The sequence below is a fragment of the Anatilimnocola floriformis genome, assembly GCF_024256385.1.
GTDB lineage: Bacteria > Planctomycetota > Planctomycetia > Pirellulales > Pirellulaceae > Anatilimnocola > Anatilimnocola floriformis.
This window is the reverse complement of the sequence record NZ_JAMLFW010000001.1, coordinates 296,907-313,290: the sequence shown is the minus strand read 5'-3', so window position 1 is coordinate 313,290 and position 16,384 is coordinate 296,907. Positions and strand designations below refer to the sequence as shown.

Here is a 16,384-nt window from a genome sequence, read left to right as displayed (position 1 = left end):
ATGGTAGGCGGTTCAAGGCTGCCGGGCGGGTTTGATCGAAAACTCGCCCAGGTCGTTATCACCCGACTTGACGTCGACCGTCAGTCGGCCGAGTTTCAGCACTTCGGCTTTGCCGTCGCGCTTGATGTCCTTCAAGTAGCCGCCCTGTTCGTGCCAGAAGACGAACGTGTGCTTCCCGGTGGGGAGATTCTTGATTCGCAGCTTTCCCTGCGCATCGGAGACGGCCATGTAGGGGTTGTCGCGGATGACGAGGTAGCCGCTTTCCCAAGGATGGATACTACAATCGATGGGCCAAGGAACGTTCTGTTGCTTGGTGAATTTCCGCTTTGTCGTGCCGTGTGCGGGTACCAGGGCACTGACTTCTGTTGGCACGAGTCCGTTCAAGCGAATGTGATGTCCGATCGGTTCACTGTTCTTCAGTAGCAAGGTTTGCGGCAGCCACACGAGAGCTACGTGCGGTTCGATTAATCCCTTGATCGTATCGACCTCGACGTCTTGCTTCGCAAGCTTCTCATACGAGGCATGAATGGCCGGCGGCTTGTCCTCGGGCGCGACAACGAGCCAGACAACCACGTTGGCAATCCCTTTTGTCTCGCGATCGACGAGCAACGCGGGATCGTAGATCGGATCTTTGTAGAGATAAGTGTCTTTGTCGATCTTCAACTTCCGTGGCTCCGGCGTTTCGCCGTCGAAGACGAAGGAGGCCGTGAGATCGCCCCACGATTCTTCTGCCCAGAGTGAGTTGGTCGCCGTGAGAATGAGAATTGCGAAGAGTGCGCGTAGAGTGAACGAGCCCATCGTAGTCTTGCTCCGTGCAGGTGATTGCACGTCATCATAGCCCAAGCGAAGGCAGACCCACCAAGCAAAAAGACGCCTCGATTACTTGGCTGGCAGCGACTTCGTTTTTTCCATCACGCACAGGTTGCCGCGGCCAAGGTATTCGACGCGGGTCATGAAGGTACGGATCAGCAACACGCCGCGGCCGTTGGGCCGATCGAGAAAGGCGTCGTCCGTGGGGTCGGGAAGCTTAGCGGGATCGAAGCCGGCGCCTTCGTCTTCGATCTCCATCAGCAGGCGGTCGTCGTTCAGATAGAAACGCAAGCCGACCTGTTTGTTCAGGTCGCTCTTGTTGCCGTGGCGGATGGCGTTGACGAGGGCTTCTTCCAGGGCGAGATGAATGCCGTAGACGTCGCGCGTGGCCCAGCCAGCGTTTTCCAGTTCGGTCAGGAGCGCGGCGATGGCCTCATGGCCCGGCGCTGCATCGCTGGGGAACTTGCGCTCCAGTTTCCAATTCCAGTCCGGTGGCATGTCTCGTCCGTATGCGAGGAGAGAAGCACGGCGGGCATCCCGTCCGCCCCAGAACGACAAATGCAACGCCACGATTGCCGGGCGATCGACCGCGACCGGCAAAGCAGGTGCCCGGAGCGGCGCTCGGCGGCAGTGTGAAAAACTACAACCCGGTCAAGGCTTCGCCTTCGGTTCCCTTGATGTCGAACAATTGATTCAAGCGGGTGATGGCGAAGACTTCATAAATCTCCGGCCGCAGATTGCACAGACGCATTTTGCCGCTGTGAGCTTTGACCTTCTTCTCGAGGATGATCAGCTTGTTGAGCGCGGCCGACGAGAGAAATTCGACGTTGGCAAAGTTGAGCACCAGCAGCTTCTTGGCGTCTTTTTCGACGAGGCTGAAGAGCTCGTCGCCGAGCTCTTGGATGTTGGTGGCGTCGATGATCTTGCGATCGACGAAGCGGACCAGAGTCACTTCGCCGGTGGTGCCGCTGAAACTTGCCAACTCAATTCGCCGATAAACCGCCATGCTGACTGCTCCCCAGGTCGCCAGTGCCGCCCCACGAAGGAGGACGGGGCAGATGGGCGACGATGGTTCAAAAAACAGAGGCCGGGATGAGACGGCCGAAAAAGGTTGCAAAAATGATTGCCAGCACCTGGGCACGGCAACTAAGCGTCAAATTACTCCAGCCCCTGAGTGAATGCAATGCAAGGGCTGGCAGCGGAAGCTTACAGATCGGCCAGAGCTTCGGCTTCGGTCGGCTTGATGGTGAACTTGGCCGTCAAGCGCGTGATCTCGAAGACGCTCTGCACGAGCGGCCGAATATTGCACAGCCGCAGTTGGCCGCCGGCCTTGGTGACCTTGTCGCTCAAGAGCAGCAGCGAGTTAAGCGTTTCCGAGGAGAAGCTTTCGACCGCAGCGAAGTCGAGCACCAGCTTCTTGTTTCCCTCGTCCACGACGCTGAGCAGCTCGTCACGCAAGGCGAAGATCAACTCCGGCTTGAGGAGCTTGCTGTCGATCAGGCGAACTACTACGGCCGGGCCACTCGTGCCTTGAGCTGGCGACAGTTGCAGGTGTTTGTATTCGGGCATGGCTGCTCTCGATGACAGGTGGAGGGACCGCGGTGCGGACCATGTTCAGCGCGCGCGCTTAGCGAGGCTTCTTCTTGGCGAGGCCTTTGGGTTCCGGCTTCTTGCCGGCGGGCTTGCTCGCGTCGGACTTCGGCTTGTCGCTGGGCTTGTCTTTCGGCTTGTCCTTGCTGACCGGCTTGGGGGCTTCGGCTTTGCCGCCAGCAGGTTTGGCAGACGATTTATCCTTGCTTTTGTCGCCGGCCTTTTCAGCGGCTTTGGCCTTCTCAGCTTTGGCAGCTGCTTCCTTGGCCTTGGCTTCGGCAGCGGGATTGGGCTTGGGAGTGGGAACAGGCAGTTCGAACGGCTTCTTCTCGCGCACGACCGGCAGCTTGGCGAACGCTTCGCGGATGGCGATTCGCTTTTCGAGCTTTTCCTTGTAGTGGCTGTCAATTTCGCCGAGGATCGCGCGGAGCTTGCTCGAACCGGGCGAAGCGGCCAGGTCGGCGCCGAACTGCTGCAGCAGCGAGCCGAACTCAACTCCCTTGTTCTTGGGAATGGCTCGCTCAGCACCGGGGACAAGCCCCTTTTCGGCTTCGCCGTCGCTGATCACGCCGACGGCGTAGAGGGCATCGATCGCGCCGTTGTTGACCGGAATCGAATGGCCGCCAAGAGCATGCTGCACGACGTACGCGCGAACAAACGCCGAGGAACCGGTGACCTTTTCGAGATCTTTTTCGGCTTTGCCGAGGTTCTGCTTTTGCAGCGGGTCGAGGTCGAACGTGTAGCTCGCTTCGAAGACCGACTGCAGCGACTTCTTGATGCGTGTGGCCGCGGCCGAAGCATCGGGAATGCTGGTCATCACTTCGGCCAACTCGGTGGTCGTGGTGACACGGACCTCGTTCCAATCGAAGAAGAGTTCTTTCAGTTTGGCAAAGGCTTCGTCGGCTGCTTCGACGCGGGCATTTTCGAGACAGCAGGCGTAGAGCAGATGTTCCAGCACGCCGCGCTCGGCTGGCGGCACGGTGGGCTTGTAGTACTTCTTGAGAACCTTGTGGACTTTGCTCAAAATCGCGGCGCGATTGGAACCTGTCATGCCTGCCTCAGCCATATCAATCAAAAGTGGTTGGTTCGTTGTTACTGTGGGTACAGGTTGCTGCGGAAACGCAGATTATTTAGGTGGGCTGTAGCTGAATTCGCCAGAATTCAGGGATGCCGAGCGAACGTCTGAATTCTGGCGAATTCAGTTACCTTCCTCGGCTGCATCAACAGGGGGCGGTTCGGCGGAAATGTCCTCTGCCGTTTCGTCGGACGGCAGCACTTCCTTGAGAATGCGTGCGACTTCCAGCGAGTGCTTGACCCCTTTGTCCATGACAAAGGTCAATTTGGGCGTGTAGCGGGCATCGACCTTTTCGGCGATCACGCTCTGCAGAAAGCCAGCGCTGTTCTGCAAGCCGCGCAGCGCCAGGCCCTGCTGCTTTTCGTCCCCCATGATCGAGACGTGGACCTTGGCCGATTTCATATCGGGCGCCACCTCGACACCAATCACGGTGACGTGTTTGACACGAGGATCGCGCACTTCGGTGAGAATGGCCATGCTGACCACGCTACGAAAGGCTTCGGCGGCTTTGAGTAATCGGCGAGAAGTCATGGAACGTTCTTCAGTGTGCACCGGCATCGCGGACGTAGCGCTTTGCCGGTGTCATTTTTCGCGAAACACAAGCGGATAACTACAACGTGCGGGCGACTTCTTCGATGCGATAAGCTTCGAGGACGTCCCCTTCCTTGATGTCGTTGAAGTTCTGCAACTTGATACCGCATTCCATGCCGCGGCTGACTTCCTTGACGTCGTCCTTTTCTCGCTTCAGCGTGTCGATGCCGTAATCGCCAATGGTCCGATTCTCGCGGTTCACGCGGACGCGGGCACCACGTTCGATGGTCCCTTGAATGACCTGGCAACCAGCGACCGTGCCGACGCGGCTGATCGAAAAGGCTTGCTTGACGAGTGCTCGACCGAGTTCGACGACGCGTTCTTCGGGCTTGAGCTTCCCTTCGAGGATCGCCTTGATATCGTCGGTGAGCTTGTAAATGATGTCGTACCGGCGAATCTGCACGCCACGGTCATCAGCCAGAACGCGGGCCGTTTCATCGGGAATGACATTGAAACCGACGATGACGGCATCGGAGGCGTGAGCCAAGGTGACGTCGGCGACGGTAACGCCGCCTACCGAAGCCTGCAGCACCTTGATCTTCACCTCAGGATGCTCGAACTTGCCGAGTTCCTTGAGAATGGCTTCGATCGAGCCGCGAACGTCGGCGCGAATAATGAGGTTGAGCGTGGCCACATCGGCCGAGTCGTGCAACTTACCTTCGGCGAGCCGCTTCGAGAACTCTTCGAACGTGATCTTCACCGTGGCGCCATCGCCCAGCGAGAACTTGCGAGCCGAAGCAGCGCTCCGTTCGGCCAATTCACGAGCTTGAGCAATGTCGGAGAGGACATAGAACTTGTCGCCAGCGGCAGGAGCAATATCGAGACCGGTGACGTTCACTGGCGTACTCGGGCCGGCTTCTTCGACTTGTTCGCGCGGCTTGAGGGTGTCGTACATCGCCTTGACGCGGCCATGAGCGGCGCCGCAGACAATGACGTCGCCGTCACGCAGCGTGCCGTTCTGCACCATCAGCTTGGCAATTACGCCGCGCCCTGGTTCTTGTTCGGCTTCCATGCACATACCCATCGCGGCGCGCGTGGGATTGGCTTTGTATTCGTGCAGTTCTGCCGTGACGAGCAGCGTTTGCAGCAGGTCATCGATACCTTCGCCGGTGATGGCGCTGGTGCGAATGACTTCGACATCGCCACCCCATTCGCTCGGCAACAAGCCCGCCGTAGCCAGCTGTTGCAACACGCGCTCAGGATTGGCGCCAGGGAGATCAATCTTATTCATCGCCACGACGATTGGCACATTGGCAGCCTTGACGTGGCTGATGGCTTCTTCGGTTTGCGGCATGACACCGTCGTCGGCGGCTACCACGAGCACCGCAATATCGGTGACGTTGGCTCCACGAGCACGCATTTCGGTGAATGCTTCGTGACCAGGCGTATCGACGAAGGCCACGCGACGACCATCGGGCGTAGGAATGGAATACGCGCGAATGTGCTGCGTAATACCACCGGCTTCGCCCGAGACCACGTTGATGCCAATGATCCGATCGAGCAGCGACGTCTTACCATGGTCGACGTGACCAAGCACGGTGACGATCGGCGGCCGCGGTTGCAGGCTGTCCGCATCGTCCTCGGTGGCAAACTCTTGCTCGAGCAATTCTTCGGGAGTTGGCGGCTGCTTGACGGTGATATCGAGATTCAACTCGGCGGCGAGCAGTTCGACGAACTGCTCCGGAATCACGCCGTTGATATTGGCGGGAATCTTGTTGCTGAGGAGCACCTTGAGCACGGAACCAGCGCCCACGCCCGTTTGTTCGCAGAACTCGCGAACGGTGCAGGGCAGGACCAATTCGATCTTTTCCTTGCGAGGAGCAGTTGGCCCATGCTTTTTGTTGCGGACCAGGGTACGGCGGAAGCGTGGCGAATCATCGTCATCGCCACCGACACGCACCTTCCCCTTCGAACGGTCTTGTTGACGCTTGGCACGAACGGCGGCGATATCGCCCAAACCTTCGCCTTCGCCAAACTTCCCCTTGCCCTTGCCACCCTTGCCCGGACCAGACGTATCGGCAGGCATCGGCAGGGCGCTGCCCTTAGCGCGGGTATCTAGTTGTTCGCGCTTCGTGCGTTCATCGTGAGCACGCTTGGCGGCATCCTTGAGAGGAGCGGCACCCTTCTTGTTGGCGTCGCTTCCCTTGAGGGCTTCGGTCGGAATCCGCATGATCGGCTTTTGAGCCGCCGGTTCCGCCGACTTGACCGGAGCCACCGGTTGCTTGACCTCAGGCATGGAGGCCACGCGAATCGCGGGACCTCGTTTTTCGCCGGGCTTGGCGAGAGGCTTGGAACCTTCCCCTTCGGCTCCTTCTTTCTTTTTGCCGCCGCCACCAAGCACTCGAATGGCAGTGCGCCGACCCGGTGCGAGCAAGTCGCCACGAACGGGCGCGTGGGGAGCAGTCGAAGGAGTCGTAGGAGCGGGCGTGGAAAAAGTCTTGCCGTGGGGACTCGACGGCGACGGAGCCGGAGCCGCCGGAGGAACAACTGGCGGAACTTCGGGTGCAGCCGGAGCGGCAGGCGCCTTGCTGACCGGAGCTACGGGAGCAACCGGGGCAGGAGGAACGACTGGAGCTTCAACGGCCGGAACATGCGCGACGGGAGCCGGAGCAGCAGGCTGCACGACAACCGGTTCGGCAACCTCCACCGGCACGGGTTCGGCGGCCTTTGTCTTGGCCGGGGCCGGTGCTTTTGCAACCGGAGCGGGCGCAGGAGGGGCTGTCGGCTTGGCTTCGGCCACCACGACGGGCGGCTCGGCAACGGCGACCGCAGTATCCGAGAAATCGGGAGCCTCGGCTGGAGCAGCCGGGCGAGGGCGATTGACGCCAGGCCGCGTTGGCGGCGGCGGCGTGAGGGCAGTCGCAGCCACAGGAGCCGACAACATCGCCTTCACATTGACTGCGGGTGCTGCTGAGGCCGGGGCCGCTCGTTTGGCCGACGGGCCGTCCAGATAGGCCTTGAGCTTGATAACTTCGTCGTCTTCCAGACTGGCCAGCGCCGAACCTTTGCCAGGAATCCCTGCTTTGGTACAGAGATCCACCAGTTCTTTACTGTCCAGCTTCAAATCTTTAGCTAAGGCGTAAATCCGTGTGGGCACATTGCCCTCCTCAGGCCAATTGGCGCGTGTGTCATTCGTACACGCCAAGTCGGCGGTTCCGCAGGTCAAATCATAGAACGCATCTCCTCGACAACCTCGCCACTCTCGCAGCGGGACTGCCTAAGTCCAAGCAATGAAACGGGAACTGCAAGCGATAGCCCGTGATTGGCCGTTACAGATACCCTTTCACCGCCAGCAAAACAGCACACGACGCCAGCCTAAAGCCGCACCTCGGGCTATCCGCAGATTTGGGAGTGATCCGTTAATGTATCCGAATCCGCACAGGTTGACCAGTTGGTAAAACTGGTTTTTTCGCATTATTCATAGGAGGATCACAGTCGACCCATCCACAAGTCACTGAGTTCACGCAACTGCCATTTCGTTATCGGCCAAGCTCGCTCTCAAGCTGCGTGAATGTGCTCTGGCATGCAATGTGCTTCTCTGGCACTCCAGTTGCGAACGCCGCTTCGCTGATTCACATCTCTGACGATCGAAACGATGAGGGCGATACCATGTCGATTCTTGGACTAATTCTGTTGATCCTCGTGATCATGATGCTGCTCGGCTCTGCGCCAGCATGGCCGCACAGCCGCAATTGGGGATACGGCCCAAGCGGTGGCATTGGCCTGATTTTGGTCATTCTCGTGATCTTGCTACTGCTAGGCAGGATATAACCGCAGCAGTTCAGGCCGGAACGGTGAGCTGTTCCGGCCGATGGGCTACGTCTTATTCGTCCTCGTCGCCCGATTCATCTTGTGAGACCACTTGGTCGATCTTCAAGCCAATCGTCTGCGTTTTACTACGCAGGCTGCCGCGGGTAATTCCCAGCATCTTGGCCGCACGCGACTGATTGCCGCCGGCCGTCTTCAGCACGCGAGTTACCACATAGCGATTCATAAAGTCGATCGCTTCGGCATAAATATCCTCCGAATTGGCCGCTAAGCGACCATCGAGGAAGCGGCCGAGATCGCGGCCTTCACCGACATCGCCGCCACCAGCAGCGGATTCGTCGCGCCTCGGCTCGCGAACTTCTTCCGGCAGAAAATCGGGAACCAAAATCGGCCCCGTGAGGTTCAGCAGCGCTTTGCGAATGACGCTCTGCAACTCGCGGATATTACCCGGCCAATTGTGTTCGAGGAGAATCTTCAACGCATCGGGCGAGACTCGCTGCAACGGCTTGTTGAGTTCACGCGAGAAGCGGAACAAAAACGACTCGATCAGCAACAACAGGTCGTCGCCCCGATCACGCAGCGGCGGCAACTTAATGGCGAAACCGTTCAAGCGGTAATAAAGGTCGGGGCGAAACGTCCCCGCTTCGGTCATCGCTTCCAGGTTGCGGTTGGTCGCGGTGATGATCCGCACGTCGGTCTGAATCGTCTCGTTGCCGCCGACGCGCTCAAAGCGCTGTTCCTGCAGCAAACGAAGCAGTTTGGCCTGCACCAGCGGCGCCATATCGCCCACTTCGTCGAGAAAAATGGTGCCGCCGTTGCATTGTTCGAATTTGCCGATGCGGCGATGATCGGCGCCGGTGAACGAACCCTTTTCATGGCCGAAAAGTTCGCTCTCCAGCAGCGCATCGGGCAAAGCGGCGCAGTTGACCGCGAGGAACGGCTTTCCTTTTCGTAGGCTGTGCTGGTAAATGGCCCGGGCGATGAGTTCCTTGCCCGTGCCGCTTTCGCCGCGGATCAGCACCGTGACGGTTTGCGGGGCCACGCGGCCGATGGCTTTATAGACCTCGAGCATCTGCGGGCTGCGCCCAATCAGGGCCTGGTCGCCCTTGGCGGCGGTCGACATTTCCGGCACTTCGACCGGGGTCGAGGTCAGCCGGCGAATTTCCAAGGCCTGGTCGATCAGGTGCTTCACCTTGGCGACGTCGAGCGGCTTGAGCAGAAAGTCGAAGGCGCCGAGCTTCACGGCTTCGATGGCGGTGTCGCTCTCACCCGAGGCGGTAATGAAGATCACCGGCACGCTGGCGTCGATCTCGCGGATCGTCTCGAACAGTTTCAGGCCCGTTGTCTGTGGCAGCAGAATATCGAGCAAAACCGCGTCCGGTTTTCCGGAGCGGAGCAGCTTCAAGCCTTCATCGGCGGTGGCTGCAGCGAGCACTTCGATTTCCGCATTCTTAAAGGCGGCTTTGATGAAGTGGACAACCGCGCGATCGTCATCGATGACAAGCAGACTGGGCATGGCGGACAGGTTCCTGACCGGTAAAGGGCTTCAAAGTGGCAGACAAGTGAGTTTCGGGCAGCAGTATTGCAAAAACTTTGCCAGTGTAACGATGCGCCAACCTGACAGATCATTGGCGTGCTTGATTCGCAGAAAATCAAGCACTTGGCAGTTTTTCGTCCACTGGGAGTGGTGCGCGGACAGAACGGAGGTAACCAAATGGGCAGCTTTTGGTTGCTTCTGTTTTACTGGACTTCGTTCTTATTCGCAAACCGTTGGCTCCGGTTCACTTGCGGTTAATCGCCAAATCATTTTGCGCCTCTGGCACCTTGTTTGCTTTGTACGGACTGCATCTGACGGATCGAAAACAACACCGCGAGCGGCTCGCGAAACACATTTTTGAACAGAGGAGACTTGTCATGTTGCAATGGGCTTTGACCTTTTTGATTTTGGCGCTTGTCGCCGCGGCATTTGGTTTCTTTGGCATCGCAGGCGATCTCGCCTGGATTGGCAAGGTTCTCTTCGTCGTCTTCCTCGTGCTGTTTTTGGTTGGTGCGATCACTGGCGGCGTACGCCGACCCATCGCCTAACCACATCGCACACTTTGTCTATGCATCGTTCAACGTTAGGAGTTTGAAATGCGCAGTTTATGGATTGCAGTCGCTTTGGTGCCGGCTCTGGCACTCACCGCCTCCGCCCAAGTTCGCGTCGATGTGAACGAAGGTGGCGTGAAGGTTGATACCCCCGCCGGCCGCGTCGTTGGCGCCGCCGACTACTCAGGTGCCACCTTCCGCAGCAGCAAGCTGGTCGGGATGAGTGTCAAGAATTCGAAGAATCAGGACCTCGGCAAGATCGAAGATCTGGTGATCGACGAACGTGGCCACGTCCGCTATGCCGCGATCTCGTTCGGCGGTTTCCTCGGCTTCAACAACAAGTACTTCGCCGTGCCGTGGCGCTCGCTGAAGGTGAAGCACGACGCCGGCTCGAGTTCGCACTACGTCGAGCTGAACGTCACCAAGGAATACTTGGACAATGCCAACGGCTTTGCATCGGACAAGTGGCCCGACTTCGCCGATCCGGAGATGAACAAGAAGATCGACGCGTACTGGCAAACTGAAGTCAAGACACCGACCACGTTGCCGCGTCAGTAGTCTGTGGCTTTACCAGTCAGTCGATCGAACACAACCAGTGAATTCGTATCCGTTGCGGCCAGGTCACTCCACATGAAAGCGCGGTAAACCTTCGGGTAAGTGAATTGAGACGCCGACCGACCCCCGCAGGCCTCTCGAACACAGCATCGCCACGGTGCAACCGCCCCAACTCCAGCTACGAACCTCACTGAAAATGAAGAAGACGGTTTCCCAGCGAGAGCAATTTCGCGGGAGGTCGTCTTTTTCTTTGCGCGCGCTACAATAAGCTCGCACTCACTCCCCTAGTTCCCACCTTCCAGGAATCAAATCATGGCCACCGCAACTCGCGCCGCTGCGCCGGCGAAACAATCTGCCAACGGAGACACGTCGATGATCGAAAGCCGCAACGACATTCCCAAAGCCAAACGCACCAAGCTCTGCACGCTCCTCAACGAACGGCTGCGAGACAGCATCAAGCTGGGGCTGAACGCCAAGCAAGCTCACTGGAATGTGAAGGGGCTGAACTTCATCGCCCTGCACAAGCTATTCGACGAAGTACACGCCGCGACGGAAGAATTCGTCGACGAAATCGCCGAACGAGTAACCGCCCTCGGCGGCTTGGCCGACGGCAGTGTGTCGGCCCTTGGTAAGAGTGAAATTGGCGACCACCCGACGAAGGCCGTCGATTGGAAGACCCACGTCAACTCCCTCGCCGACGAGCTCGCCGCCTACGGCAAGCTCGTTCGACAGGGCATTGATGAGGCCGACGAACTCGAAGACAAAGGGACGGCCGATCTCTTCACCGGCATCAGCCGCAAAGTCGACCAATACCTGTGGTTCGTCGAAGCGCACGTGCAGGACTAGCTCGTCGCGCCGTCAAAATCTTTCAGCGAGCGCCCCAGGCGCTTGCGCTTGCCATCGGCGAGCGGGGCGCGTTCTTCGGCGGGCGCTTGCTCGATGAGCTTACCGAGGTTCTGGTGGAAGTGCGGATCGTGGGTCGGTTCGCCAAGGGCTTCAACGGCGTCGGAAACGCCCAGCAGCACACTCTGACGCACGCCTTCACGAATCCACGAAAACAGATTGAGTTGCATCGGACAGGCCTCCTTGCCTCTGATGTTCTGAATGGTTGCTCGCGTCGCATTCGACGGTTCGCAACAGGGGACGCGCCAGTCATCCTTGACGGGCATTCACTTCGCTTCGGTTTCCGCCGCCTGCCGGATTGATTGAATCCGCCGGACCATACCTGAACGGAACAGGTCGGTCCAGAGACGAAAAAGGTCGCCTCTTGCGAAGCGACCTCTCGTTATTTTTCGGCTCGCCAGCAGTGCTGGCAAATCTTCAGACTACTTGCTGCTGACCTTGAAGCCGGCCTTTTCAAAGGCCTTGTCGTTGAACAGGAGTTCAACTTGATCCTTCGATTCCTTGGCCTTGCCCTGGCATTTTTCGCAGCAGAAGCAAACGTCAGCGCCATCGACGCTGATCTTGGTCGCCGCATCGAGCGGGCCGCCGCTCAGCGGGCACTTCTCTTGCTTGGCTTGGCCGGTGGCAACCAGCTGAGCATTGGCCTTGGCGGCGTATTTGGCGGTATTCTTCTCAAATTCCTTCGGGCAGTTCTGGCAGCAGAAGTAAACCTTGCCACCCTTGTAATCGACGGCGTTCTTTTCGCTGGCGGCCTTCGAGCCGGCCACGACGCACTTCACGCCTTCGAGCTTCACACCTTCAGCGGCGATCAGCGAAGCCACGGCCACGAACGCGAGACCCAAACCAATCAACATGCGAGACTTCATTTGAGAGCACTCCAGAGGGGGAAGTTGGAAGGCAAAGTTCATTCAACCGGTATTATCGGCACAGGACGCACATTGTCTGAGAGAAAATGGGCGAAGTCAATGGAATCCATCCAGAAAAGTTGATGGGGGAGCGGGGGCTAGGGACTGGGTAAGGCAGAAGGCAGAACGAAGAAGAACCGAATGGTGCTGATCCAGCTCGAGGCGGAAACGTTTCCGTGTCTTTTCCCCAGCCCCCAGTTCCTAGTCCCCAGCCCCGCCTCTCCTCTTCCTCTCAATTAATTTGCCGTCGACTGCCGAGTTGCTGTAAAATGCGGTCGCGGGTTTGAGAGCGGGTTGGTTGCGGCGTGCGACGCCGACGGGGCACGTGGGATATGTTCGGAAATTTCTGGCTCGATCTGGGCGTAATCGCTACTGGCACAATCGTGGTCGTCGGACTGCTCGTCTGGCGCTTTGCTGGCAGCCGGATTTCGCCCTGGCAGCCGAAGCGCAAACCTGAGGTCAACCTCGAGCACGCGCGCAAGCAATTTCATTTGCGACGCGAATGGCTCGAGGCGCACTTCCTCACGCTCGCCGGACAAAGCGGCAGCCCGCGCGGCTTGCAGTGGGTCGATTGCGATTTCGATGACGAAGTCTCCTTCGCCCGCGATCGCAACACCGGCCGCCTCCGCGCTCTGGTCGGCGTGACCATCAGTTTCGAAGCCGTTATCGGCGGCGGGATGGAAGACAACCCGAACGTCAGTAACCTCCGCGCAGCCACGGCCATCTTTCATCTCGATGGCGAAGCCTGGAGCACCACCGGCCGGGCGCTCTTCAATCTCAATCCTGAACAAGCGATCGAACGTTTTGGTCAGGAACTCGAGCACGTGGAATAGAGGCACGCGGGATTAGTTCTTTCTCCGTGCATACTCTCACTGAACCCAGGTGTTCACAACAACGCCTTCGGCATTGAATTCAACACAAATGGGGTTCAGAAACGCAGTGGGCCTCCATTTACTCAGATGGTATTCCCACACAACACCGCCACGACCGGGGTTCCAAGTTGTTGCTGGTGGTCCGCAAGCCGCGAGCACTTCGGCTTGCTTCATCCCAATCTGAATTTGCCGGTCTTGCTGTTCAGTAATCGTCCCGCGATTGCACGAATGAAAAACCGCAATCGCAGGCCCAGTGAGGGCGATGAGAATCAAGAACCAGCGCAGTGAGATTTTCATTTCCTCTCTCCGCGCGATCTTTTGACTCGCTACCTCTTTGTTTCCACTGCCGGCGTGTTCGCAATCACATTCGCCTTCTCTCGCCCGATGACGACGAGTTGCTGCGGCGCCTTTTTGAAGTTGCCGCTGAAGAGTTTGCTCAGGTCCATCTTGAATTGTGATTCGAACAGCGGCTGTTCGGTAATGATCTTCAGATCGGCGGGCAGATGCGGCTGCAGTTTCTCGTACTGCGTGCGCGTGGTGATCAAGTAAGCAGTCGGATCCTTGCTGAGGAACGTGAGGGCCTGTTTGTTATCGAACATCTTGGCCATCACCACGGGCACGTTCGACGTTTTGATCCGCTTCTCAGGCTTGGGCAACTCGGTGATCGATTGCTTGCCGTAATAAACCCAACTCGGTTCCAAGATGTGGAACGTCGCGAGCTTCGGGTTGGCTTCGCGGGCCAGAATCGCGCTGACGATTTTTTGATCTTCACGATGAGCGTCAACCCGCTGCGCGCCGACGGCGAAGATGAGCGTGGTCATCGCGGCGAAGCAGGTCGCCATGATGCCAGCCGTCCAGCGCCGATCGAAATTGAACATCTGCCGCCCGAGCGCGATGAGGCCCGCCACGGCAGGCAACAGTCCAATCAGCGCGAGAAATTCATCGCCTGGCAAAAATTCATTCGCCACCGCATACACACCCACCGCGAGAAACCCGCCGATGAGCATCAGCACCGCGAATGAAACGGCAGGCCACCAGCGCGCGATCAACAACTTGCCCGCCAGCCAGCGATCGAGGAACGCGCCGACGAGCAGCGCCGCGGCTGGAAAGCACGGCAGGATGTAATTGAGCAGCTTCGTGCGAGCCACACTGAACAAACACAGGTACACGCCGATCCAACATACAGCCAGCAAGTAGCCAGGCTGCCAGGCGTCTTTGCCCATCAATCGCCGCGTCGTTTCGATGATGACCGGCAGCGCGAAAATTGAAAACGGAAAGAACCCCGCGATCAGCATCACCGGATAGAACCCGATGAAGCCGTGATGATTTTCTTTCGCCGACAGCGCCCGCTCAACGTTGTGTTCAAAGAAAAAGCCCCGCAGCCATTCGCCGTCGGTCTGCACGCCGACGGCTGCGTACCAGGGACCGGCGATGAGCACCACCGTAACGATCGCCGCCAGCGGCCACATGTACCAACAGGTGCCGAGAAAATGCAACGGATTGAGTGGCCGAGCTGCATTGTGCAGCCAGGCGGGCAGCACCATCTGCCGCAACTCACCCGACGAATCATTCGAATCGAGATCGGTCTGCAGCGCGGGCAAACGTTGAATGAGCAAGAACATCCCGATCACCGCCGTCGGCAGCACAAGACCAACGGGCCCCTTTGCCAACACGGCGAGGCCCATGGCGGCGTACATCATCAACACGAGCGTCGGTCGCTGCGGAAACCAATGCCCAGCAGCCCGCTGCAGCGGCGCCGGTTGATCGGCATCGAGTACATCGCCCGTCACGGACTTTCGCCGCGCGAATGTGCCGAAGACGAAGAGCGCGACGGCCAGTGTGCTCGTGAAAATCAACACGCCGTCGGGAGTCGCGGCCCGGCTGACCATTGCAAACGAAACGCTGCAAGCCAGCGCCGTCGCAGCCCAGAAACCAGCCCGCGGATTGAACAAGCGTCGGCCCATCGCATAGGTCAGCACCACGGTGCCGATCGCCGCGAGCGCCGAAGGGAGGCGCGCGGTGAATTCATTCGCGCCGCCGATGTGATACGAAACGAGCATGCACCAATACAGCAGAATCGGCTTGTGCGTGCGCAGCTCAGCATTGAAGGTCGGCACGATCCAGTCGTTGCGGAGGAACATTTCGCGCGCGCAGCCGCTATTGCGCGGTTCATCGTCATCCCACAGCCGCGGCCCGCCGAGATTGGTTAGCATCACGATCGCCGCCAGCGCGACGACCTGAAACAAATGCGCGGTGATAGTCGAAGGGGCCTTCAATCGATCCTCCTTGATCGAGCAGATTTTGGTTTCAGAGCCAGATATTAAGCAAACGGGCTCACATCAAGAAGGTGAACTTTCTGCTGATTCGCTCGGGTGGGTTGCTAGCACGGAGCCGAAACAGGTGGGCTGGGGAATTTGCTAAAACAGACTGAGATCGAGGCGGTTGCAGCCTTTGCAGATCTGGCCCCTCACCCCGGCCCTCTCCCCGGAGTACCGAGGAGAGGGAGTAATTCATATACGAACAACACCAAGGAGATTTACCAATGGTTAAAACTGCTAGCACGATGCGGGAGCTCGGCACACCGGCTCCGGATTTTTCGCTCATCAATGTCGATGGTCAGACGGTGTCGCTCGCCGATTTTAAAGGTCAGCCGGGTTTGCTCGTAATTTTCATGTGCAATCACTGCCCCTTCGTGAAGCACGTTGCGCCAGAACTTGCCCGCCTGGCCATGGATTACATGCCGCGCGGCATCGCCGTGGTTGGCATCAATTCGAACGATACGTCGAAACACCCGGAGGATTCGCCCGAGCAGATGGTGCATGAAGCCGAGCAGCGGGGCTATCCGTTTCCGTACTTGTTCGACGAAGACCAAGACGTGGCCAAGGAATATCACGCCGCTTGCACGCCCGACTTTTTCCTCTTCGACAAAGAACAAAAGTTGTACTACCGCGGCCAACTCGATCCTTCGCGTCCCAAGGCGGGCGATGTTGCTGACGGTCGCGACCTGCGCGCCGCGCTCGATGCACTGTTGGCCGGTAAACCCGCACCAGAGAAGCAGATCCCGAGCATCGGCTGCAACATCAAATGGAAGGCCGGCAGCGAACCAGCCTATTTCAGTTCTACCGGCGTATCTGGTTAGTATGCGGTCCCCACCGAGCTTGCTCGGTGGAGCTAATGACTTTGCACTAGAGCGTAGCTTGCGTGCGCCTTTCGCCCCGGCCGACCTC

General features: G+C 58.6%; 18 protein-coding genes. 6 read left to right on the top strand and 12 right to left on the bottom strand.

What is annotated here, in order from left to right; genetic code table 11:
• Nucleotides 1-12 precede the first annotated feature (12 nt).
• The 7 genes from M9Q49_RS01255 to infB all read right to left on the bottom strand — a co-directional run bounded on the left by M9Q49_RS01255 (nucleotide 13) and on the right by infB (nucleotide 7,163).
• Nucleotides 13-798, bottom strand: a complete 786-nt coding sequence (locus M9Q49_RS01255) for a hypothetical protein (protein WP_254506788.1) — start codon at nucleotides 796-798, stop codon at nucleotides 13-15.
• 81 nt (nucleotides 799-879) lie between these two features.
• On the bottom strand, nucleotides 880-1,308 hold the full coding sequence (locus tag M9Q49_RS01250; protein WP_254506786.1) for an ATP-binding protein: 429 nt from the start codon (nucleotides 1,306-1,308) through the stop codon (nucleotides 880-882).
• A 142-nt stretch (nucleotides 1,309-1,450) separates the two neighbouring features.
• Nucleotides 1,451-1,816, bottom strand: a complete 366-nt coding sequence (locus tag M9Q49_RS01245; RefSeq protein WP_254506784.1) for an STAS domain-containing protein — start codon at nucleotides 1,814-1,816, stop codon at nucleotides 1,451-1,453.
• 200 nt (nucleotides 1,817-2,016) lie between these two features.
• The gene (locus M9Q49_RS01240) at nucleotides 2,017-2,379 is read right to left on the bottom strand and encodes an STAS domain-containing protein (protein ID WP_254506782.1); all 363 of its coding nucleotides are present in this window, start codon (nucleotides 2,377-2,379) and stop codon (nucleotides 2,017-2,019) included.
• Between the two features lie 58 nt (nucleotides 2,380-2,437).
• Entirely contained in the window at nucleotides 2,438-3,451 is a 1,014-nt protein-coding gene (locus M9Q49_RS01235; RefSeq protein WP_254506781.1) for a hypothetical protein, read from the bottom strand.
• Nucleotides 3,452-3,598: 147 nt separating this feature from the next.
• Entirely contained in the window at nucleotides 3,599-4,006 is a 408-nt protein-coding gene (gene rbfA, locus M9Q49_RS01230; RefSeq protein WP_254506780.1) for a 30S ribosome-binding factor RbfA, read from the bottom strand.
• 79 nt (nucleotides 4,007-4,085) lie between these two features.
• A complete protein-coding gene (infB, locus tag M9Q49_RS01225) occupies nucleotides 4,086-7,163 on the bottom strand; it encodes a translation initiation factor IF-2 (RefSeq protein ID WP_254506779.1) in 3,078 nt (1,025 codons plus the stop codon).
• A 431-nt stretch (nucleotides 7,164-7,594) separates the two neighbouring features.
• Here infB and M9Q49_RS01220 point away from each other — a divergent pair, with 431 nt between their 5' ends.
• Nucleotides 7,595-7,837: a DUF3309 domain-containing protein gene (locus M9Q49_RS01220; protein WP_315861194.1), complete on the top strand. Its 243-nt coding sequence runs from the start codon at nucleotides 7,595-7,597 to the stop codon at nucleotides 7,835-7,837.
• A gap of 52 nt (nucleotides 7,838-7,889) precedes the next feature.
• Here M9Q49_RS01220 and M9Q49_RS01215 read toward each other — a convergent pair whose 3' ends face one another.
• Nucleotides 7,890-9,350 (bottom strand): sigma-54-dependent transcriptional regulator, encoded by a 1,461-nt coding sequence (locus M9Q49_RS01215; protein ID WP_254506778.1) that lies wholly within the window; start codon nucleotides 9,348-9,350, stop codon nucleotides 7,890-7,892.
• A gap of 209 nt (nucleotides 9,351-9,559) precedes the next feature.
• Here M9Q49_RS01215 and M9Q49_RS36280 point away from each other — a divergent pair, with 209 nt between their 5' ends.
• From M9Q49_RS36280 to dps, 3 genes are all read left to right on the top strand, one after another.
• Complete coding sequence (locus M9Q49_RS36280) at nucleotides 9,560-9,919, top strand: DUF1328 domain-containing protein (protein WP_449224113.1); 360 nt, start codon at nucleotides 9,560-9,562, stop codon at nucleotides 9,917-9,919.
• Between the two features lie 48 nt (nucleotides 9,920-9,967).
• Nucleotides 9,968-10,480, top strand: coding sequence for a PRC-barrel domain-containing protein (locus tag M9Q49_RS01205; protein ID WP_254506777.1), 513 nt, complete (start codon nucleotides 9,968-9,970; stop codon nucleotides 10,478-10,480).
• Nucleotides 10,481-10,789: 309 nt separating this feature from the next.
• Nucleotides 10,790-11,323 carry a DNA starvation/stationary phase protection protein Dps gene (dps, locus tag M9Q49_RS01200; RefSeq protein ID WP_254506776.1) on the top strand — a complete coding sequence of 178 codons (534 nt, stop codon included), beginning with the start codon at nucleotides 10,790-10,792 and terminating at the stop codon, nucleotides 11,321-11,323.
• On the opposite strand, the gene M9Q49_RS01195 is transcribed toward dps, so the two are convergent.
• Both M9Q49_RS01195 and M9Q49_RS01190 read right to left on the bottom strand, forming a co-directional pair.
• Complete coding sequence (locus M9Q49_RS01195; RefSeq protein ID WP_254506775.1) at nucleotides 11,320-11,550, bottom strand: hypothetical protein; 231 nt, start codon at nucleotides 11,548-11,550, stop codon at nucleotides 11,320-11,322. The two genes, dps and M9Q49_RS01195, sit on opposite strands and share 4 nt — an antisense overlap.
• 252 nt (nucleotides 11,551-11,802) lie before the next feature.
• Nucleotides 11,803-12,246, bottom strand: a complete 444-nt coding sequence (locus tag M9Q49_RS01190; RefSeq protein WP_254506774.1) for a hypothetical protein — start codon at nucleotides 12,244-12,246, stop codon at nucleotides 11,803-11,805.
• 371 nt (nucleotides 12,247-12,617) lie between these two features.
• On the opposite strand from M9Q49_RS01190, the gene M9Q49_RS01185 reads away from it, so the two are divergent.
• Nucleotides 12,618-13,118: a hypothetical protein gene (locus M9Q49_RS01185; RefSeq protein ID WP_254506772.1), complete on the top strand. Its 501-nt coding sequence runs from the start codon at nucleotides 12,618-12,620 to the stop codon at nucleotides 13,116-13,118.
• A gap of 36 nt (nucleotides 13,119-13,154) precedes the next feature.
• Here M9Q49_RS01185 and M9Q49_RS01180 read toward each other — a convergent pair whose 3' ends face one another.
• Together M9Q49_RS01180 and M9Q49_RS01175 are read right to left on the bottom strand one after the other, a co-directional pair.
• A complete protein-coding gene (locus tag M9Q49_RS01180) occupies nucleotides 13,155-13,454 on the bottom strand; it encodes an outer membrane protein assembly factor BamE (RefSeq protein ID WP_254506770.1) in 300 nt (99 codons plus the stop codon).
• Between the two features lie 29 nt (nucleotides 13,455-13,483).
• Nucleotides 13,484-15,433 (bottom strand): ArnT family glycosyltransferase, encoded by a 1,950-nt coding sequence (locus tag M9Q49_RS01175; RefSeq protein WP_254506769.1) that lies wholly within the window; start codon nucleotides 15,431-15,433, stop codon nucleotides 13,484-13,486.
• Nucleotides 15,434-15,699: 266 nt separating this feature from the next.
• Here M9Q49_RS01175 and M9Q49_RS01170 point away from each other — a divergent pair, with 266 nt between their 5' ends.
• Nucleotides 15,700-16,296, top strand: coding sequence for a thioredoxin family protein (locus M9Q49_RS01170; protein ID WP_254506767.1), 597 nt, complete (start codon nucleotides 15,700-15,702; stop codon nucleotides 16,294-16,296).
• Nucleotides 16,297-16,384: the final 88 nt, after the last annotated feature.